Annotated in this window: 23 protein-coding genes, 1 tRNA gene and 1 riboswitch; of the genes, 15 read left to right on the top strand and 9 right to left on the bottom strand. The window is 70.7% G+C overall.

The annotated features are described in order from the left end of the window. The first annotated feature begins 60 nt into the window (after positions 1–60). Both ACNAYW_RS16675 and ACNAYW_RS16670 read left to right on the top strand, forming a co-directional pair. Positions 61–654: a DUF418 domain-containing protein gene (locus ACNAYW_RS16675; protein ID WP_415850777.1), complete on the top strand. Its 594-nt coding sequence runs from the start codon at positions 61–63 to the stop codon at positions 652–654. Further along, on the top strand, positions 633–1,193 hold the full coding sequence (locus tag ACNAYW_RS16670) for a DUF418 domain-containing protein (RefSeq protein WP_415850776.1): 561 nt from the start codon (positions 633–635) through the stop codon (positions 1,191–1,193). Before ACNAYW_RS16675 ends, ACNAYW_RS16670 begins: the two co-directional genes overlap by 22 nt. On the opposite strand, the gene ACNAYW_RS16665 is transcribed toward ACNAYW_RS16670, so the two are convergent. Next, positions 1,177–1,491, bottom strand: a complete 315-nt coding sequence (locus tag ACNAYW_RS16665) for a DMT family transporter (protein WP_415850775.1) — start codon at positions 1,489–1,491, stop codon at positions 1,177–1,179. The genes ACNAYW_RS16670 and ACNAYW_RS16665 overlap by 17 nt on opposite strands. 18 nt (positions 1,492–1,509) lie before the next feature. Then, positions 1,510–1,573, bottom strand: a riboswitch (guanidine-III (ykkC-III) riboswitch). 70 nt (positions 1,574–1,643) lie between these two features. On the opposite strand from ACNAYW_RS16665, the gene ACNAYW_RS16660 reads away from it, so the two are divergent. The 3 genes from ACNAYW_RS16660 to ACNAYW_RS16650 all read left to right on the top strand — a co-directional run bounded on the left by ACNAYW_RS16660 (position 1,644) and on the right by ACNAYW_RS16650 (position 3,884). Further along, complete coding sequence (locus ACNAYW_RS16660) at positions 1,644–2,219, top strand: dihydrofolate reductase family protein (RefSeq protein WP_415850774.1); 576 nt, start codon at positions 1,644–1,646, stop codon at positions 2,217–2,219. Between the two features lie 67 nt (positions 2,220–2,286). Beyond that, entirely contained in the window at positions 2,287–3,261 is a 975-nt protein-coding gene (locus tag ACNAYW_RS16655; RefSeq protein WP_415850773.1) for a mechanosensitive ion channel family protein, read from the top strand. 56 nt (positions 3,262–3,317) lie between these two features. Continuing rightward, a complete protein-coding gene (locus tag ACNAYW_RS16650; RefSeq protein WP_415850772.1) occupies positions 3,318–3,884 on the top strand; it encodes a dihydrofolate reductase family protein in 567 nt (188 codons plus the stop codon). A gap of 26 nt (positions 3,885–3,910) precedes the next feature. On the opposite strand, the gene ACNAYW_RS16645 is transcribed toward ACNAYW_RS16650, so the two are convergent. Beyond that, a tRNA-Leu gene (locus ACNAYW_RS16645) sits at positions 3,911–3,984 on the bottom strand. A gap of 85 nt (positions 3,985–4,069) precedes the next feature. Here ACNAYW_RS16645 and ACNAYW_RS16640 point away from each other — a divergent pair. The 3 genes from ACNAYW_RS16640 to ACNAYW_RS16630 all read left to right on the top strand — a co-directional run bounded on the left by ACNAYW_RS16640 (position 4,070) and on the right by ACNAYW_RS16630 (position 5,889). Continuing rightward, positions 4,070–4,276 (top strand): RNA polymerase subunit sigma-70, encoded by a 207-nt coding sequence (locus tag ACNAYW_RS16640; RefSeq protein ID WP_068524404.1) that lies wholly within the window; start codon positions 4,070–4,072, stop codon positions 4,274–4,276. An 18-nt stretch (positions 4,277–4,294) separates the two neighbouring features. Beyond that, positions 4,295–4,834 (top strand): Clp protease N-terminal domain-containing protein, encoded by a 540-nt coding sequence (locus ACNAYW_RS16635; RefSeq protein ID WP_415850771.1) that lies wholly within the window; start codon positions 4,295–4,297, stop codon positions 4,832–4,834. Between the two features lie 128 nt (positions 4,835–4,962). Beyond that, positions 4,963–5,889, top strand: a complete 927-nt coding sequence (locus ACNAYW_RS16630) for a Bax inhibitor-1/YccA family protein (RefSeq protein ID WP_415850770.1) — start codon at positions 4,963–4,965, stop codon at positions 5,887–5,889. Positions 5,890–5,948: 59 nt separating this feature from the next. Here ACNAYW_RS16630 and ACNAYW_RS16625 read toward each other — a convergent pair whose 3' ends face one another. Beyond that, positions 5,949–6,866 (bottom strand): SGNH/GDSL hydrolase family protein, encoded by a 918-nt coding sequence (locus ACNAYW_RS16625; protein ID WP_415850769.1) that lies wholly within the window; start codon positions 6,864–6,866, stop codon positions 5,949–5,951. 70 nt (positions 6,867–6,936) lie between these two features. On the opposite strand from ACNAYW_RS16625, the gene ACNAYW_RS16620 reads away from it, so the two are divergent. Both ACNAYW_RS16620 and ACNAYW_RS16615 read left to right on the top strand, forming a co-directional pair. Next, entirely contained in the window at positions 6,937–8,319 is a 1,383-nt protein-coding gene (locus ACNAYW_RS16620; protein WP_415850768.1) for a cystathionine beta-synthase, read from the top strand. Between the two features lie 13 nt (positions 8,320–8,332). Next, a complete protein-coding gene (locus tag ACNAYW_RS16615; protein WP_415850767.1) occupies positions 8,333–9,505 on the top strand; it encodes a cystathionine gamma-synthase in 1,173 nt (390 codons plus the stop codon). Here ACNAYW_RS16615 and ACNAYW_RS16610 read toward each other — a convergent pair. Next, positions 9,498–9,965, bottom strand: a complete 468-nt coding sequence (locus ACNAYW_RS16610) for a hypothetical protein (RefSeq protein WP_415850766.1) — start codon at positions 9,963–9,965, stop codon at positions 9,498–9,500. The two genes, ACNAYW_RS16615 and ACNAYW_RS16610, sit on opposite strands and share 8 nt — an antisense overlap. 160 nt (positions 9,966–10,125) lie before the next feature. Between ACNAYW_RS16610 and ACNAYW_RS16605 the strand changes: the two genes are divergently transcribed. Continuing rightward, entirely contained in the window at positions 10,126–11,193 is a 1,068-nt protein-coding gene (locus tag ACNAYW_RS16605) for a polysaccharide deacetylase family protein (RefSeq protein ID WP_415850765.1), read from the top strand. A 72-nt stretch (positions 11,194–11,265) separates the two neighbouring features. Here the strand turns inward: ACNAYW_RS16605 and greA are convergent, their stop codons facing one another. From greA to ACNAYW_RS16590, 3 genes are all read right to left on the bottom strand, one after another. Next, a complete protein-coding gene (gene greA, locus ACNAYW_RS16600) occupies positions 11,266–11,760 on the bottom strand; it encodes a transcription elongation factor GreA (RefSeq protein ID WP_415677623.1) in 495 nt (164 codons plus the stop codon). Between the two features lie 167 nt (positions 11,761–11,927). Continuing rightward, positions 11,928–12,689, bottom strand: coding sequence for a queuosine precursor transporter (locus ACNAYW_RS16595; protein ID WP_415850764.1), 762 nt, complete (start codon positions 12,687–12,689; stop codon positions 11,928–11,930). After that, positions 12,686–13,114 (bottom strand): DUF4307 domain-containing protein, encoded by a 429-nt coding sequence (locus ACNAYW_RS16590; protein ID WP_415850763.1) that lies wholly within the window; start codon positions 13,112–13,114, stop codon positions 12,686–12,688. The genes ACNAYW_RS16595 and ACNAYW_RS16590 overlap by 4 nt, the downstream gene beginning before the upstream one ends. Before the next feature lie 61 nt (positions 13,115–13,175). Here ACNAYW_RS16590 and mca point away from each other — a divergent pair, with 61 nt between their 5' ends. From mca to ACNAYW_RS16575, 3 genes are all read left to right on the top strand, one after another. Continuing rightward, the gene (gene mca / locus ACNAYW_RS16585) at positions 13,176–14,042 is read left to right on the top strand and encodes a mycothiol conjugate amidase Mca (RefSeq protein ID WP_415850762.1); all 867 of its coding nucleotides are present in this window, start codon (positions 13,176–13,178) and stop codon (positions 14,040–14,042) included. Further along, positions 14,042–14,368, top strand: coding sequence for a hypothetical protein (locus ACNAYW_RS16580; RefSeq protein ID WP_415850803.1), 327 nt, complete (start codon positions 14,042–14,044; stop codon positions 14,366–14,368). Before mca ends, ACNAYW_RS16580 begins: the two co-directional genes overlap by 1 nt. A gap of 66 nt (positions 14,369–14,434) precedes the next feature. Continuing rightward, positions 14,435–16,357, top strand: a complete 1,923-nt coding sequence (locus ACNAYW_RS16575) for a glycosyltransferase family 39 protein (protein WP_415850761.1) — start codon at positions 14,435–14,437, stop codon at positions 16,355–16,357. A 51-nt stretch (positions 16,358–16,408) separates the two neighbouring features. Here ACNAYW_RS16575 and ACNAYW_RS16570 read toward each other — a convergent pair whose 3' ends face one another. Further along, on the bottom strand, positions 16,409–16,804 hold the full coding sequence (locus ACNAYW_RS16570; protein WP_415850760.1) for a RidA family protein: 396 nt from the start codon (positions 16,802–16,804) through the stop codon (positions 16,409–16,411). A gap of 123 nt (positions 16,805–16,927) precedes the next feature. Here ACNAYW_RS16570 and ACNAYW_RS16565 point away from each other — a divergent pair, with 123 nt between their 5' ends. After that, the gene (locus ACNAYW_RS16565; RefSeq protein WP_415850759.1) at positions 16,928–17,896 is read left to right on the top strand and encodes a helix-turn-helix transcriptional regulator; all 969 of its coding nucleotides are present in this window, start codon (positions 16,928–16,930) and stop codon (positions 17,894–17,896) included. Between the two features lie 3 nt (positions 17,897–17,899). Here the strand turns inward: ACNAYW_RS16565 and ACNAYW_RS16560 are convergent, their stop codons facing one another. Then, positions 17,900–18,388, bottom strand: a complete 489-nt coding sequence (locus ACNAYW_RS16560) for an SRPBCC family protein (RefSeq protein WP_415850758.1) — start codon at positions 18,386–18,388, stop codon at positions 17,900–17,902. Positions 18,389–18,392 lie beyond the last annotated feature (4 nt).

Raw genomic sequence — 18,392 nt, 5'->3', positions numbered from 1 at the left:
GGGGCGATCTCCGGGTGTTCACGGAGGCGGCGCCCGCATGCCGGCCCCTATGGTCACGGCATGTCGACGATCACCCCGACGGGCAACCGGATCGCGCCGCTCGACGCGCTACGCGGGTTCGCCCTGGGCGGCATCTTCGTCGTCAACGTCGGGCTCATGGCCGACCCCGACGGCTTCGCGCCGGGAGTCGTTCGCGACCTCGTCGACGTGGTCTTCCATCACAAGTTCTACGTGCTGTTCTCCTTCCTGTTCGGGTACTCGCTGACCCTGCAGTTCCGGTCGGCGGAGCGCGACGGCGCGAGCGCGCGGGCCCGCACGGCCCGGCGCCTCGCGGCATTGGCGGTGATCGGTGCACTGCACGCGGTGCTGCTGTTCACGGGGGACGTGTTGTTCGGCTACGGCGTCATCGGGATCGCCCTGCTGGCGCTGAGCCGGATGCGCCCACGCTCCGCGGTCCGACTGGCGGCCGCGTTGTACGCGGGCTGCCTGCTCCTCCTCACGGGCCTCACAGTGGCCCGGTCGTCACCGGCTCGGCGGAGCAGGGGCACGCCGCAGCGCTCGACGCGATCCGGGCGGGATGGGGCCGGGCCGCGGCGTACCGGTTCGACTACTGGCTCTCAGGATTGGTCCCGATGGTGGTCTTCGGACTACTGAACATCTTGCCGCTGTTCCTGATCGGCCTGGCGGCGGGGAAGGCGCGTCTGTTCGAGGACCCGGCCCGCTACCTCCCGCACATGCCGCGGGTGCAGGCGATCGGTTTCGGTCTGGGCCTGCCGCTCTCGGTGATTCCCGTGCTCCTGCACGTCCCGCACACCGAGGTGCTCGGCTACGTCTCGGGGCCGCTGCTCGCCGCCGCGTACGCCGCCACCTTCCTGCGGATCGCACACGCCCGGCCGGCGGTGTCCGAGGTCTTCGCGCCGGCCGGCCGGATCAGCGCCACGGTGTACCTGTCGCAGTCGCTGATCGCGGCGGTCGCCTTCACGGGCTACGGTTTCGCGCAGGCCGGAACGTGGTCCGACGGTGCCGTGCTCGCCTTCGCCGTGGCCGTCTTCGCGCTCCAGCTCGTGGCCGCGCGGTGGTACACGGAGCGGATCCGGTACGGCCCAGTCGAATGGGTACTGCGGGTGGCGACGTACGGCGGCACCGACCGGGTGCGGCAGCACGCCCGCGCGTCCGTCAGTGGGCCAGCTTGAGCCCGACGACCCCGCCGACGATGGCGATGATGCAGATGATCTTGATCAGCGACGCCGACTCGGTGCCCGTGGCCATCGCGTAGACCACCGTGAGGGTGGCGCCGATGCCGACCCAGACCGCGTACGCGGTGCCGGTGGGCAGGTCGCGCATGGCGTAGGCGAGGCCGGCCATGCTGGCGACGAGGGCGACGCCGAAGATGATCGACGGGGTGAGCTTGGAGAAGCCCTCGGACTTGCCGAGCGCGGTGGCCCAGACGGCCTCGAGAACGCCGGAGATGATCAGAACGATCCATGCCATGGTGCGAACCTCCTCGGGTTCGCACCGTCTTTTCGCTCGCCGGGTACGGTGCGCCTCGTCCGGATGTCCTTTGCGACGCCTCCAGGCTACTCGACGGTGCCCGCTGGGCAAGTGACGGTGACGAACCTGACCCGCGCACTACTGTGAGCCGCATGACGCGTGAACTGGTGTACACGGGATTCCTCTCGCTCGACGGGGTCGCGGACTCGCCCGGCGGGACCGTCGAGGGACATCGCAGCGGCGGCTGGGTGGCACGGCACGACTTCCTCCCGGAGGCCTTCTCGCTCAAGGGCGAGGAGCTGGGGGAGACCACGGCGCTGCTGTTCGGGCGGCGCAGCTACGAGGCCTTCGGTGCGGTGTGGCCGCAGTCCGACGACCACGCCGCCTACCGCGACCTGCCGAAGTACGTGGCCTCCACGACGATCGGGGAGGGCGACCTCGTGGACGGGTGGGGCGGCACCACGATCCTCCGGTCGACGGACGACGTCGCCGCTCTCAAGCAGACCGACGGCGGCTCGATCTTCATCCACGGCAGCTGCGAACTCGCGCGGAACCTGGCCGACGCCGGCCTCATCGACCGGTACAACCTGCTCGTCTTCCCGTACCTACTGGGCGCGGGCAAGAGCATCTTCGGCCGCGATGACGTCGATGCCACTGCGCTGCGCCTGCGGGAGTCCCAGGCCTACCCCAACGGAGTGCTCAAGGTGATCTACGACGTGATTCGCTGACCGGTACCCCGCGCATCCCCGGTTTCGGGAACTTGCGTGTGCGGCCGTCGTCCGTACCGTCGGAGGCATGTCCGATCTAGCCTTCCAGCTCAGTGAGAACGGACGACAGTGGCTGATCCACACGCCCCTGGAGATCGGCCTCTACGTCGTCCTCGCCGTCGTCGTCCGGTACGTGTTGCACCGCGGCATCGACCGGCTCGTCCGCGGTAACCGTCGCGACGGCGACTCGGCCCCACGACGATTCGGCCTCGGCAGGCTCAGCGGCAGGCTGGGTAGCGGCCGGCTGCCGACCGTGCGGCGGCGCACCGTCGACGATCCCGCGAAGGCGCAGCGCGACCGGGAGGCGCGGGCCCGGCGGGCGCAGCGGGCCGAGACCATCGGTTCGGTGCTCAAGTCCGCGGTCTCCTTCCTGGTGCTGATCTGGGTGGTGATCCAGTCGCTGGCGATCCTCGGGGTCAATGTGGCGCCACTCATCGCCTCCGCCGGCGTGGTGGGCGTGGCGCTGGGTTTCGGCGCGCAGAACCTGGTGCGGGACTTCATCTCCGGCATCTTCATGCTCATCGAGGACCAGTACGGCGTGGGCGATGTGGTGGACCTCGGAGAGGTCGTCGGCACCGTCGAGACGGTGGGTATGCGGATCACGACGGTGCGCGACGTGCAGGGCACGCTCTGGTACGTCCGCAACGGCGAGATCATGCGCGTCGCCAACTTCAGCCAGGACTACGCGGTGGCCTTCCTGCAGTTGCCGATCTCGTACTCCGCCGACGTGGACCTCGCGTGCCGCGTAGCCCTCGAGGCGGCCCTGGAGGCCGTGGCGGACGAGCCGCTGTCCGACGACGTCCTCGGCGCCCCCGACATGCTCGGCGTCGACGGCGCCACCGCCGACCGCGTGAGCATCCGCCTCACCGTGCGAGTGCGGGCGAACCGGCAGTGGGCGGTGGAGCGCGAACTGCGCCGCCGGATCCTGCGCGCCTTCGACGAGCACGACATCGCCCCGCCGTACCGCAGCGGGCTCCCGGTGGCCGCGGGAGTGCAGGACTGACCTGGGTCTCTCCCGGGACCGCCGCGGGGAGGGGCGGATTCGGTCATCATGGACCGATGCGCAGTGTCACGTACTCCCTGAGCACGTCGGCGGACGGGTACATCGTGGGGCCGGACGGGGCCTTCGACTGGTCGCAGCCCGACGAGGAGGTGTTCCGCTTCGCCACCGAGGAGGTGCGCGGGCTCGACGTGCACCTGATGGGCCGGCGGCTCTACGAGACCATGCTCTACTGGGACACCGCCGCGGAGACCCAGCCGCTGGACGCCGACGAGCGCGTCTTCGCGGCGCTGTGGAAGGAACTGCCGAAGGTCGTCTTCTCCACCACGCTCACCGAGGTGCAGGGCGCCAACACCCGCCTCGCCGACGGTGATCTCTCGGAGGAGATCATGCGCCTGCGCGACCAACCGGGCGCGGGAAACATCGGCGTCGGCGGTGCCGGCCTGGCCGCCGAGGCCGCGCGCCTGGGCCTCCTCGACGAGTACCGGGTGCGTGTCTATCCCGTCCTCGTGGGTGGCGGCACCCCGTACTTCCCGCAGCAGGGGACGGCCACCGCGCTGGAGCGGGTGGGCGGCCGAACCTTCGCCTGCGGCGTCGATTTCGTGCACTACCGCGTGCTGCGCTGATGGGCGTCGAACCCACCGCGGATGCGTGCCCCCAGTCGGACTCGAACCGACACTCGGCGGATTTTAAGTCCGCTGCCTCTGCCAATTGGGCTATGGGGGCGCGAGGGGAAGCGTAGCGTGCGGCGCACCGTCGAAAGTGTCAACGCGCGTTGACAGCCGTAGGGTGTCAACGTAGATTGACGGGTGTGAGCTCACCACCCACCCTCGTCGGATCGGCGGCATCGGAGGACCCCGCGGAGGGGCTCCGCGCCGTCGTCGCACTGCGGAAGCTGGCCGACCAACTCGAGGCGGTCCAGGTGTCCAACGCCCGGAATCTCGGTTGGTCCTGGCAGGACATCGCGGAACACCTCGCGGTCAGCCGCCAGGCGGTGCACAAGAAGTACGGCAAGTAAGCCGGGAAGAGGACTGCTGTGTTCGAACGGTTCACCAAGAGCGCCCGCGTCGCGGTCGTGCTCGCCCAGGAGGAGGCGCGCGACAACGGCGCCGACAAGATCACTCCCACCCACCTACTGCTCGGCGTGCTCGGCACCGTCGACGGTCCGCTGCAGCGCGAGCTGACCGACATCGGCCTCACGCCCGAGGCGGTCCGTGCCTCCGCCGCCGGCCGAGTGCTCACCGACAAGGACGCCGAGGCGCTGCGCGGCATCGGCATCGACGTGGGCGCCGTCGCGGACGCGGTCGAGAAGCGCTTCGGCTTCGACATCCTGCGCCCCATCCGCAAGAAGTTCCGCGCGGGGCACATCCCCTTCGATCCCGCGTCGAAGAAGATGCTGCAGCTCGCGGTGCGGGAGGCGGCGCACCGCAAGGACCGGAGCATCGAGAGCGCGCACATGCTGCTCGGGGTGCTGCGCAGCGACGACGACGATGCGCTCGCGGCCGTCGAATCCGTCGTGCCGCGCGACGAGTTGCGTCGTCGCCTCTACGACCTGCTCGACCGGCCCGCGGCGTAGGCGCCTGCGCATCTGGACGCGCCCGGTTAAGCTGTTCGTAAAGAACGTCGCCGAAACCGGGAACTTCGGCCGCGGTCTCGAGCGTTGAACAGTTCGTACAGGTGCACGACCAGGGAAAGGACCCCACGGTGCGCGAAAGCAGCAACCCGATCTTCCGCGGGCTGACCAAGGAGACCCGCCAGCAGGCGCCCGCCGGTCACCAGCAGGGCTACCCGCAGCAGGGCTACGGCCAGCAGCAGGGATACCCGCAGGGCATGAACCTGGGGATGGGTGCCGCAGGCGCCGCCCAGGGCATGCAGTTCCAGCAGTACCAGCAGCCGCCGCAGGCCCCGTACCAGCAGGGCACGGGCGCCGGCACGATGACGATCGACGATGTCGTCACCAAGACCGGTGCCACGCTCGGCGTTCTGATCGCGTTCGCCGTCGCGGCGTACGCGCTGGTCGCGGGCGGCATCGTCGGCGCGATGCCGCTGGCACTCATCGGCGGCATCGGCGGCTTCGTCCTGGTGCTGATCGCCAGCTTCGGCCGCAAGCAGGACAACCCGGCCATCGTGCTGTCGTACGCGGCGCTCGAGGGCCTGTTCGTCGGCTTGATCTCGTTCGTCTTCGCGAATTTCATGGTCAGCAAGGTCAGCGCCGGCGCCCTGATCGGCCAGGCGGTGCTCGCCACGGTCGGCGTGTTCATCGGCATGCTCGTCGTCTACAAGACCGGCGCGATCCGCGTGACGCCGCGCTTCACCCGCATGCTGTTCGCGGCGATGATCGGCGTCATCGTGATGATGCTGGGCAGCGCCGTCATCGGCTGGTTCGGCGAGGGGCCCGGCCCGCTGCGGAACTTCCAGGACAACCCGACGATCGCGGTCATCTTCTCGGTGGTCTGCATCGCGATCGCGGCGTTCAGCTTCCTGCTGGACTTCGACCAGGCGGACCAGCTGATCCGCGCCGGCGCCCCGTCGAAGGCGGCGTGGGGCGTGGCCCTGGGCCTGACCGTCACGCTGGTCTGGCTGTACGTCGAGATCCTGCGCCTGCTGAGCTACTTCTACAGCAGCGACTAGTCTCTACCCCCCGAACGCCCCGCAGCCCCGGCTGCGGGGCGTTCGGCGTTCCCGGGGTGTCAGGACCGATGCAGCGCGCGGGACAGCCGCGCCGTCAGCCGGTTCGCGTCCGCCGCCTCGGAGACCTCCGGCGGCGACGGCAGCGGGCCGTGCCACTCGCCGAGCGCGGCGAGCACCTCGGGGAGCAGCAGCCGCGCCGCCAACTCGTAGCCCGCCGCCGACGGGTGGAAGTTGTCCGGCGAGAACATCCGATCGGGCGCCTCGAGGAACTCCGGCGTCAGGGTGTCGGCGAAGGGCACGGGGTGCCCGCCCGCGGCGAGCACGTGCGCCCGCTGCCGCGCCGCGAGCTGTAGGCCGTACCGGCGGATCACCGACCGCAGCGGCTGGGGGATGGCCTGCACCACGCCGATGTCCGGGCACGTGCCCACCACGACCTCGGCGCCCGCGCCGCGCAGCTGGGCGACCGCCGCACCGAGCCGCCGCGCCGAGGGCTCGATCGCATTGAGCGCGGTGACGTCGTTCCCGCCGACGATGATCACCGCCACGTCGGGGATCTGCTTCGCGATGAACGCCGCCTCGATCTGCGCGGCGAGTCCCTTCGACGTCGCGCCCACGATCGCCTTCACCGCGAGCCGCACCGTCCGGCCCGTCTCCGCCACGACGCCGCGCGCGAGCAGCACGCCGGGCGTGTGCTCGGCATCGTCGACCCCGAGGCCCGCGGCGGTGGAGTCCCCGAAGACCATGAGGCTCACGTCGGCGGGGTGCTGCGGCCCGGGCCGCTCGACCACGGGGGTGCCGGGGGCGTAGATCCCGTCCTTCGACGGTGCCTTGTCGGTGCGGTGGGGGATCACGGTGCGCGCGGTGCGCGCCTGCTTGGTCAGCAGGGCGTACGCGCCCCAGGTGGCGCCGGCGCCGCTGACGGCGGCTGCCGAGGTGTACAGCGCGTCACGGGCGAGCCGGCTCCGGGAGTACCCCATGACGCCAATCTACCCACCGAGGCGGGCACCGGGCGCACGCCCCGCGGAGCGTGAATGGGACCATGGAGGCATGCGTATCGCAGGACACGTCAGTGAGTTGATCGGCGACACCCCTCTGGTTCGGTTGAACTCGGTGGTGAAGCCCGGATCGGGCCTGGTCGCGGCCAAGATCGAGTACCTCAACCCCGGCGGGTCCAGTAAGGACCGGATCGCGGTGAAGATGATCGACGCCGCGGAGCAGTCGGGCGAGCTCAAGCCCGGCGGCACCATCGTCGAGCCGACGTCGGGCAACACCGGCGTGGGCCTGGCGATCGTCGCGCAGCAGCGCGGCTACAAGTGCGTGTTCGTCTGCCCGGACAAGGTCAGCGAGGACAAGCGCAACGTGCTCAAGGCCTACGGCGCCGAGGTCGTCGTGTGCCCGACCGCCGTCGCGCCGGAGCACCCGGACTCGTACTACAACGTCTCCGACCGCCTCACGCGCGAGATCCCTGGCGCGTGGAAGCCGAACCAGTACTCCAACCCCAACGGACCGGCCTCGCACTACGAGACCACCGGTCCCGAGATCTGGCGCGACACCGAGGGGAAGATCACCCACTTCGTGGCGGGCGTGGGCACCGGCGGCACCATCACCGGCACCGGCCGCTACCTCAAGGAGGTCTCGGGCGGGAAGGTCAAGGTCGTCGGCGCCGATCCCGAGGGCTCCGTCTACTCCGGCGGCACCGGCCGCCCGTACCTCGTCGAGGGCGTGGGCGAGGACTTCTGGCCCACCGCCTACGACCCGGACATCCCCGACGAGATCATCGCCGTCTCCGACGCGGACTCCTTCGAGATGACCCGCCGCCTGGCCCGCGAGGAGGGCCTGCTCGTCGGCGGCTCCTGCGGCATGGCCGTCGTCGCTGCGCTGCGCGTCGCCGAGCGCGACCCCGACGCCGTCGTCGTCGTGCTGCTGCCCGACGGTGGCCGCGGCTACCTGTCGAAGATCTTCAACGACAAGTGGATGTCGAGCTACGGCTTCCTGCGCGCGCCGCTCGACCCCACGGAGCAGGAGGCCCTCGTCGGTGACATCCTGCGGGGCAAGAAGGGCGAGCTGCCCGACCTGGTGCACACGCACCCGTCGGAGACCATCCGCGACGCCATCGAGATCCTCGCCGAGTACAACGTCTCGCAGATGCCGGTCGTGGGCGCCGAGCCCCCGATCATGGCGGGTGAGGTCGCCGGTGCCGTCACCGAGCGCGAGCTGCTCTCCGCGGTCTTCGAGGGCCGCGCGAACCTCGCCGACCCGGTGAGCAAGCACATGGGCCCGGCGTTCCCGCTGATCGGTGCGGGCCAGCCGATCTCGGCCGCCAACACCGCGCTGCGCGAGTCCGACGCCCTCATGGTGATCGACGACGGCAAGCCCGTCGGCGTGATCACCCGGCACGACGTGCTGAACTTCCTCTCCCACGGCAAGTAGAAAGGGCCGCACCATGAGCGAGCAGAAGAGCGCGATCGACAAGCATGCGGCGCAGGGCTTCTCGACCCGCGCGATCCACGCCGGCTACGAGCCCGACCCGCTGACCGGCGCCGTGAACGTGCCGATCTACGCCAGCTCCACCTTCGCCCAGGACGGCGTCGGCGGCATGCGCGGCGGCTTCGAGTACGCCCGCACCGGCAACCCGACCCGCCGCGCGTACGAGGCCAACCTCGCCGCCATCGAGGAGGGCACCTTCGGCCGCGGCTTCGCGTCCGGCATGGCCGCCACCGACTGCCTGCTGCGCGCCACCCTGCGCCCCGGCGATCACCTGATCATCCCCGACGACGCCTACGGCGGCACCTTCCGCCTCATCGACAAGGTGTTCTCGCAGTGGGGGATCGAGCACACGCCGGCGCCGGTCACCGACGTCGACGCGGTGCGCGCGGCGATCCGTCCGAACACCAAGCTGGTGTGGATCGAGACGCCCACCAATCCGCTGCTCAACATCGGCGACATCGAGGCCCTGGCAGAGGTGGCGCACGCCGGCGGCGCGAAGCTGGTGGTGGACAACACCTTCGCCAGCCCGTACCTGCAGACGCCGCTCGCGCTCGGCGCCGACGTGGTGCTGCACTCGGTGACCAAGTACCTCGGTGGGCACAGCGACACCGTCGGCGGCGCGCTGGTGACCAACGACGAGCAGCTCGACACCGATTTCGCCTTCCTGCAGAACGGTGCGGGCGCGGTGCCCGGCCCCTTCGACGTCTACCTCGCGCTGCGCGGCATCAAGACGCTCGGCGTGCGCATGGACCGGCACTGCGACAACGCGGAGAAGATCGTCGAGTTCCTCTCCGCGCGCCCCGAGGTGTCGACGGTGCTGTACCCGGGCTTGGAGAGCCACCCGAACCACGCGGTGGCGGCCAAGCAGATGAAGCGCTTCGGCGGCATGATCTCCGTGCGTCTAGCCGGCGGTCGTGAAGCCGCGCAGCGCTTCTGCGCGCGGACCGAGATCTTCACCCTCGCGGAGTCGCTGGGCGGCATCGAGTCGCTCATCGAGCACCCCGCCGCGATGACCCACGCCTCCACCGCCGGCTCGCAGCTCGAGGTCCCCGAGGACCTGGTGCGCCTGTCCGTCGGCATCGAGGACATCGGCGACCTCATCGCCGATCTGGAGAACGCGTTCAACTGACGCCGCAGTAGCGCCACACGCCGGACTCGTAACGGAACCGCACCAGCGTCCTCGCCAGGACGGGATCGTCGTCGGGGTCGCTCGGTGCGCCCTGCGGCGAGTAGGTGAGGGCCATCGTGGCGACGTCGCCGTCGATGGTGACGTCGCCCGTGGACCGGGGGCCGCGAGGGAACCATCGGCCGCTCGGGTCGCCGGTCGCCAGCCGGGCGCACCACATGCTCGAGGTGTCGCGCGACGCGTCGACGTCGTCGGCGTAGATGCTGAACCGCGCCCGCACCGTGCGCTCGTCGTGGGCGTCGACGGGGACCGGATCGGACAGCGCGTGCACGAACAGCACCCCGAGTCCGAGGAGCAGCCCGGCACCCAGCGTGACGATGACCAGCACGATCGCGGTGACCATCAGGACGACGAACGCGGCCGGGTGACGCCGGTGCCACGGCGCGAAGTGGTTCGGATGCACGGCACGATGCTCCGCCGCCGCCCTTGTTCGCTCCTTGGCCGTTCCTTACGCCCGGAGTAACGACTCGGTCACCATCTGAACCTTCGACTTCCCCTTCAGGGTTCGTGGGACTAAAGTGGCTCTTGTTGTAGAACGTGACACAAGTGGCTGGAGTGAGTTCTTGAGGCCGAAGCAGAGCCGGAAGGTCCGCAACTACGCGGTCGCGGGGAGCGTCCTCGTGATCGCGGCTGCCGTCGCGGTCGGATGCGGCGTGACCGGCGGCGATCCGAGCCGCCTCGGGTCGAGCCTCACGTTCGACCCGTTGCCGTCGGCACCGTCGGGCGCCTCCGCGAAGCCGGGCGCCGGGGTCAACCCCGGGGCGCTGCCGCCCGGGCAGACCACCGTGCCTCCGTCGCCGCAGGCGCCGGCCACGATGACCGTCGTGGTGCCGCCGCCGAGCGGGCCCGCGAAGCCGCAGCCCACCGTCGGCGGACCCACCGCCGCCGCGGTCCCGCCGGCGCCCACCACGGCCGCGGGGGGTGACACCGCGAACCGGGGCGAGGGCGCACCGTCGGGCCAGGGCGGCGGCACGTCGAGCCCCGCGCCCGCCCCGCAGGCGGCGGCCAAGCCCGTGACCAAGCCGGTCCTCCGCGCCGACGGCAGCGTCGACTGCGCGCAGAGCAAGTGCGTCGCGCTCACCTTCTCCGGCGGGCCCGGGCCCGCGACCAGGCAGTTCCTGCAGATCCTCGACGATCACGGCGCCAAGGGCACGTTCTTCGTGACCGGAGCGCAGGTGAACCTCAACCCCGACATCATGACGGCGATCGCCGGCACCGGGAACGAGGTCGCCAACGGCACGTGGACCCAGCCGGACCTCACGACGCTGTCGGAGGCCGACATGACCTCGCAACTGCAGCAGACCAACGACGCGATCCGCAGCTCCGTGGGCAGCGCGCCCACGCTGTTCCGGCCGATGGGCGGGCACACGTCGCCGGCGGTCGTGGACGCGGGCAAGCGACTGGGCCTGACCCAGATCCTGTGGGACCTGGATTCGATGGACTACAACTACCAGGGTGATCCCGACGGTCTGACCCAGGTCCTGCTCAAGGTGAAGCCGGGGCAGATCGTGATGCTGCACGACACCTTCGTCTCCTCGGCGACGGCGCTGGACCGCATGATGACCCAGCTCGGCGACCAGGGCTACGCCTTCGTCACCGTCGGCCACCTGCTGAGCAGCCGCGCCGGATAGCGCCCCCACGGAACGCGAAAGCGGGCCCGTCCCCTTCGGGGAGCGGGCCCGCTATCGACGGTGCGAGGGAGCCTAGGAGTGGTACGGCTCCGCGCTCACGAGCGTGACCTTGACGACCGCGCCGCTCGGGATGGTGTACTCGCGGGTCTCGCCGACCTTCGCGTCGATCAGCGCGGCGCCGAGCGGCGAGTTGGGGGAGTAGATCTCCAGCTCGCCGTCGCCGCCGCCCTCTTCGCGCGTGGCGATGAGGAAGGTCTCGGTGTCCTTCTCGTCGCCGTCGTAGTAGACCTTCACGACCGAGCCGGGGAGCGCGACACCCGACTGGGTGGGGGCCTCGCCGACCTTCGCGTTGTTGAGGAGCTCCTGCAGCTGGCGGATACGCGCCTCCTGCTGGCCCTGCTCGTCGCGCGCGGCGTGGTAGCCGCCGTTCTCCTTGAGATCGCCCTCTTCGCGGCGCTCATTGATCTCGGCGGCGATGACGGGGCGGTTGGCGATCAACGCGTCCAACTCGTTCTTGAGGCGCTCGTGGGACTCGGGGGTCAACCACGTCACCTGAGTGTCCGTCATTTCTTCGTCCTTCGTCGTAGTCGGCAGGCCCGCTGCGGGATGTCACCACCCCACAGCCGACCGGCCCCGGAACGGCGCCCGGGGCCCGTAAATGCAGCAATACACGGCTCCATCCGGAACCGTGTATCCGCTGATTCTAGCATGGGAAACAGAAGCGGGCATCCGGTTCAGGCGGCCAGGAGTGCCTGCTGGTAGGTGGGCTCGCGGCGCTTGAGGAAGCCGCACAGCGCGTAGCTCAGCGGCATGATGACGATCTCGACCAGCGTCTTCCACACGAATCCGAGGATCAGATAGTTGAGGAACTGGCCCGGGGAGGTGAAACCGAGCGCGGGCGCGGCGATCGAGCAGAAGACCAGGGTGTCGAAGAATTCACCCACCACCGTCGAACCGAGGAGGCGCGACCACAGGTGTTTTTCACCGGTCCACGCCTTCATCCGCACCAGGACCCACGAATTCATGAACTCGCCCACGAGATAGCCCGCGAGGCCGGCGATGAGGAACCGCGGAACAACGCCGGCGACGGTCTTGAAGGCCTCGTCGTTGGGCCAGCCCGGCGCGGGCGGCAGCAGCGTGGTGACCCAGAAGCACAGCGCCGCGAGCGCGAGGATCGCGAAGCCGGTCAGGATCACCCGGCGCATGGCGCGGAAGCCGTAGACCTCGGAGATCACGTCGCCGAGGACGTAGGCGAGGGGGAAGAGGTAGAAGGCGCCGTCGGTGGCGATGCCGTCGATCTGCAGGCCGAGGATCTCGACGTGCAGCGATGGGGCGAACAGCACGGCCTTCGTGCCCGTGATGTTGCTGATGATCATGACGCCGACGAACAGGCCGACGAGGGCGGGGAAGTAGTGACTGGAAACGGTGGCGAACGCCGGCGCGCGGTTGCGGGCCGGCTGCCCAGACTTCGGGGCGGGGGAGTTGTCAGTGCTCACGCACGGTCAAGATACGCGGGCACGTTCGTCCCGCAACCGAAGACGTCGCCCACGGCGGGCGGTTCGGTGGTGCGCACCTCGCTCGTGACCACGACGACGGGGTCCGGCGACGGGGCGACGTAGAACTCGCGCCGGCCGATCTCGTCGCCCGCCTTGTTCTTGGCGTAGACGATGCAGCTGACCGCCTGCTGCGGGTCCGTGCGAGTCACGGTGACCTGCACGTCCACGGCGGAATCGGACAGCACCCGGTACCCCGCGGTCTCGCCGGTGACCGGCTGCCGCGAGAACTTCTGATAGCCCGCCCAGGCGAGTCCGACGCCGAGGATCACGACCACGACCAGCCCGATGATGCCGATGCGACGCGCGCGGGCGGGATCGCGCTCGTCGGGATAGCGATCGGAGGGGCGGACGGGGGCGGTCGACATGCGTCCATCGAAGCACACCCGGCGCGGCGCGCCGTCGGCCGATCGTGGAACACTGGGGGTCATGACCGGATACCGCCTCCTCGCCGTTCACGCGCACCCGGACGACGAGTCGAGCAAGGGCGCCGCCACCATGGCGCGGTACGCGGCCGAGGGGAACGACGTGCTGGTCGCGACGTTCACGGGCGGCGAACGGGGCGACATCCTCAACCCCGCGATGGACGTCGCGGGTATCCAGGACCGCTTGCCCGAGGTGCGCCGCGAGGAGATGGCCAAGGCTGCGGCCATCCTCGGCGTCGATCACCGCTGGCTGGGCTTCGTCGACTCGGGCCTGCCCGAGGGGGACCCCCTGCCCCCGCTCCCCGAGGGCTGTTTCGCGCTGGAGCCGGTGGAGGTGCCGACGGAGACGCTGGTGCGCCTGATCCGCGAGTTCCGCCCGCACGTGATGATCACGTACGACGAGAACGGCGGCTACCCGCACCCGGATCACATCATGACCCACACCGTCTCGCTGGCGGCCTACGAGGCGGCGGCCGACCCGGAGCAGTTCCCCGACGCCGGCGAGCCGTGGCAGATCTCCAAGGTCTACTACAGCCACGGCTTCCTGCGCGGCAAGTTCCAGGCCTTCGCCGACGAGTTCGAGAAGCACGGCCTCGAGAATCCCTACACCGAGTGGTTGGCCCGGTGGAAGGACGAGAAGAACGACATGATGGCCCGCGTGACCACGCAGGTCGAGTGTGGCGAGTACTTCCCCGTGCGCGACGACGCGCTGCGCGCGCACGCCACCCAGATCGACCCCAACGGGCCGTTCTTCGCGGTGCCGATGGAGTGGCAGCAGCGCCTGTGGCCGACCGAGGAGTACGAGTTGGCGAAGACCACGGTGAGCAGCAGGATGCCCGAGAAGGACCTGTTCAGCGGGATCGAGAAGTGATGGGACCGCTACTGCAGCTGGCCACCGACGTCGCGATCCTCGCGCAGGACCCGCAGAAGCCCAAGGGCCCCGAGTTCGGCAAGTCGGGCCCGCTGGGCCTCGCCGTGATCGTCGCGCTCCTGGCCGTGACCTTCCTGCTCATCCGCTCGATGAACAAGCACGTCAAGAACCTCCCCGAGTCCTTCGACGACGAGGCGCCCGGCGAGGGCGACGAGGCCGGCGGCACCGACCACGCCGGGATCGAGGCGGACGGGGCCTCGCTGACGAAGGGCGACGGCGGACCGTCGGGCGGACCCGACGGTGCCGGGGGCCCCGAATCCCGGTAGCGCCTCACAGCGACCTCCCAGGCTCACGGCCGGGTCCGCGCAGTTCCGGCCACGACAGTGGCCTGCGTGACGTACCTGACTCCGCGGCGCTGCGCCGTGACCGCCCTGCTCGCCGCCACGGCGCTCCTCTACTGCTGGAACCTGTCGATCAACGGGTACGGCAACGACTTCTACGCCGCCGCCGCGCAAGCCGGAGGGCTGAGCTGGAAGGCGTGGCTGTTCGGCTCGCTCGACCCGGGCAACGTGATCACCGTCGACAAGCCGCCCGCCGCGTTGTGGGTGACCGGTCTGTTCGTCCGTGTCTTCGGGGTCTCCTCCTGGTCCGTCCTGGTGCCGCAGGCGCTGATGGGCGTCGGCACCGTCGGGCTGGTGTACCTCACCACGCGCCGACTCCTGGGCACGCTGGAGGATCGGATCGCGACCGGTGGCGCCCTGCTGGCCGGCGCCGCGTGCGCGCTGACCCCGGCGGCCGTGCTGATCTTCCGGTTCAACAATCCCGACGCCCTGCTGGTGCTGCTCATGACCGCGGCCGGCTACTGCACCGTGCGGGCCTGCCAGGCGGCGTCGTGGCGGTGGCTCGTGGCGTGCGGCGCGCTGCTCGGCTTCGCGTTCCTGACCAAGATGCTGCAGGGTCTGCTGGTGCTGCCGGGGTTCGGCCTCGCCTACCTGCTGTTCGCGCGGACGTCCTGGCTTCGACGGTGCCGTGATCTCGCGCTGGGCGTCGTCGCCGTGGTGGTCTCGGCCGGCTGGTACGTGCTCCTGACGGTGTTGTGGCCCGCGTCGTCGCGCCCGTACATCGGCGGCTCGAAGGACGGCACGTTCATGGACCTCGTGCTCGGCTACAACGGGGTGGCGCGGATCGTCGGGAACAGCGGCGGCTCCGGTTCCGGCGGTTTCGGCGGTGGCGGGCCCGGCGGCAACGGCGCCACGGGCACCTCGTTCGGCGGCACCCCGAGCCTCGCGCGCCTGTTCAGCAACGAGTTCGGCAACGAGATCTCGTGGCTGTTGCCCGCCGCGCTGCTGGTGCTCGTGATCGGGCTGGTGCTCGTGGCGCGGCGCCGACTGGAGCGGGACCTCGCGCTGGGGCTGACCGTCTTCGGCACGTGGCTCGTGGTGACCGGGGTGGTCTTCTCGTACATGAGCGGCACGGTGCACCCGTACTACACCGTGGCGCTCGCGCCGGCGATCGCGGTGCTCGTGGGCGGCGGTGCGGCCGTGGCATGGAGCCGCAGGTCGACGGTGCCCGGCACGCTCGCGCTGGTCGGTCTCGTGCTCGCCGCCGGCGGGTGGGGCATCGTCCGCGCCTGGCGGGCGGGATACGCGTGGCCGGTGCTGGGGATCGTCGTGGGCGTGCTGACGGCGGCGGCGATCGTCGCGCTGCTCGTCACCCGTCGGGGCGCGGGGCGGGCCGTGGCCGCCGCGTTGGTGCTCGCGCTGCTCGCCGGCGGCGTCGCGACGGCGGCGTTCTCCGTCTCGACCGCCGGCACCGCGCACAGCGGCGGCGTGCCGACGGCGGTGAAGACCGCGAAGTCCGGCGACATGTTCGGCGGTCCGGGCGGCGGACGCGAGGGGAAGGCACCGTCGGGCGGCGGGGCGACGATGGAGCTGCCGGCAGGCGTCGAACTGCCCGACGGTGCGCGCGACGGAGGCGGCCGGCCCGGTGGTGAGGCCTCGAACGCCGAGCTGGTCGCGCTGCTCAAGACCACCACGACGCGGTGGGCCGCGGCGGTGAACGGCGCGCAGAGCCAGGGCTCGCTGCAGCTGAACTCCGGCCGGCCCGTGATCGCGATCGGCGGGTTCAGCGGCTCCGACCCCGCGCCCACGCTCGCGCAGTTCCAGCAGTGGGTGAAAGACGGGAAGGTCGCGTACTACGTCTCCTCCGGCGGCTTCCGCCCCGGCGGCGGGAAGTCCGAGATCCAGAGCTGGGTGGAGGAGAACTTCACCGCCACCAAGGTCGGGAGTGCGACGGTCTACAAGCTGGTGGCGTAGCAGCCGGTGCCGCCCGCACCCCCGTGGACCGGCACGGGCGGCACCGTCGGGCTAGGCGACGGCGGTGCCCTCCAGTTCGACCATCTGCCCGGGGATCGCGAGCCGGGTCACCCCGAGCATCGTGGTGCTGGGGGCGACGCCCGCGGCGCCGAGCCGCGCCGCGAGGACGCCGTAGTGCGGGAACAGCTCGTCGACGTCCGTGGTGTAGACGTTCAGGCGGACGAGGTTCGCGAGCGACATCCCGGCCGCGCGGAGCACGGCCTCGAGGTTGTCGACCGCGAGCGCGAGTTGCGCCGCGACGTCGCCGTCGTGCTCCGGCCGGCCGTCGGGGCTCACCGCGGTCTGTCCCGCGATGTACAGGGTCCGGGTGTGCCCGCTGACCAGTTCACCCTGGTTGAATCCGAGCTCCTGGGACCAGGTCACGGGGTTGACCGCGGTGCGTTCCATCGTCGTCTCCGATCGGTGTGGCGGGAGCGCGGTGGTCCCGTGACCACCCGTCGACGCCCGCACGACCAGGTTCGCAACGAATCACGTCACCCTGTGTCGTGATTTTCAGCGAGAATGTCAGGCGTGCGTGCCGATCGACTCGTCTCACTGGTGCTGCTCCTGCGCCGGCGCGGGCGGATGACGGCCGACGAGCTGGCGGCGGAACTGGAGGTCTCGCCGCGGACGGTGCAGCGCGACATCGACGCGCTGTCCACCGCCGGGGTCCCCGTCTACGCCGATCGCGGGCGACGCGGCGGCTACTCCCTGCTCCCGGGCTTCCGCACCGAGCTGACCGGCCTCAACCACGACGAGGCGCTGGCGCTGCTCACCGCAGGATCGGGCACCGGGCGAAGGGCCTTCGGCCTCAACGCCGCCCTCGCCTCCGCGATGCGCAAAGTCGTCGACGCCCTGCCCGAGGAGAGCCGTTCCGACCTCGACCGGGCCGCCGCGCGGTTCCTGGTGGAGCCCGAGACCGACCTGCTCTCCCGGCGGTCCGTGGCCGAGGACGTCGACGCGTCCGTGATGGGCGCGGTGCGTCGCGCCGTGCTCGCGGGGCGCGTGCTCCGCTTCCAGTACGCCGCGCCGGAGAAGGAGCCGCGGTGGCACACCGTCGACCCGATCGGCCTGGTCACGGTGCGCGACCGCACCTACCTGCTCGCGGCGAAGGCGGGGGAGGACCGCACGTACCGGATGTCGCGGATGCTCGCGGCCGAGGCGCTCGCGGACGCCGCCGTGCGCCCGCCGCAGGTCGACCTGGACCGGATCTGGGCCGAGCGGAGCGCGCAGTTCCTCTCCGAGAACCACATTCCGGTTCTCGTCCGCGTCGAGGCGGCGCGGCGCGATGAGCTGGTGAACCACGCGCGCGCAGTGCGCGCCGAAGTGGTCGAGCCCGACGGGCGGGTCCGCCTCGACGTCTGCTTCGAGGACCTGCGCCACGCCGTCTGGGCGGTGTGGCAATTGGACACCGCCGCCGAGGCTCTCGCGCCCGAGGAACTGCGCGCGGCGCTGCGCGCTCGGGCGGAGGGTGTCGCGGACCGGTACCGGATCACCTGACGATCAGGCCCCGTCGCGGACGTCCCTGCCCTGCTCGGCGAAGGCCTTGAAGTCCTCCATGTGCTGCAGCTGCTGCTTCCGGAAGACGCCGGGCAGCACGAGCGCCATCAGCCGCAGCAGCGGATTGCGGAAGCGGTACTCGTTCTCGCTGTCCCACCGCGTCCGGCCGGGCCCGGCCTCGGACAGCCGCTCGCGCGCGGCGTTCCACATGCCCGCACCCTCGATCTCCCGCTCGAACCGCACGACGGTGCCGGCCCGGATCGTGCTCAGGTCCGCCGGCTCGCGACGCGTGACGGTCTCCGTGAGCTCCATCGTCTGCTTCCCCGACTCGAGCACCACGCGGGAGACGGTGCCGACCTCCCCGTGCGCCCCGCTCAGCGGCTCGTGGACCACCATGCCCCGCAGCCACATCGGTAGGTGCGAGGGGTCGGAGAGCAGCTGAGCGACGCGGTCGAGCGGCAGCGCGATCTCGATCGACGTCGTGCACTTCATGCCT

It is taken from the genome of Tsukamurella ocularis (assembly GCF_965138335.1).
GTDB lineage: Bacteria > Actinomycetota > Actinomycetes > Mycobacteriales > Mycobacteriaceae > Tsukamurella > Tsukamurella ocularis_A.
Note: the sequence above shows the minus strand (reverse complement) of the source record. Positions and strands in the feature narration are given on the sequence as shown.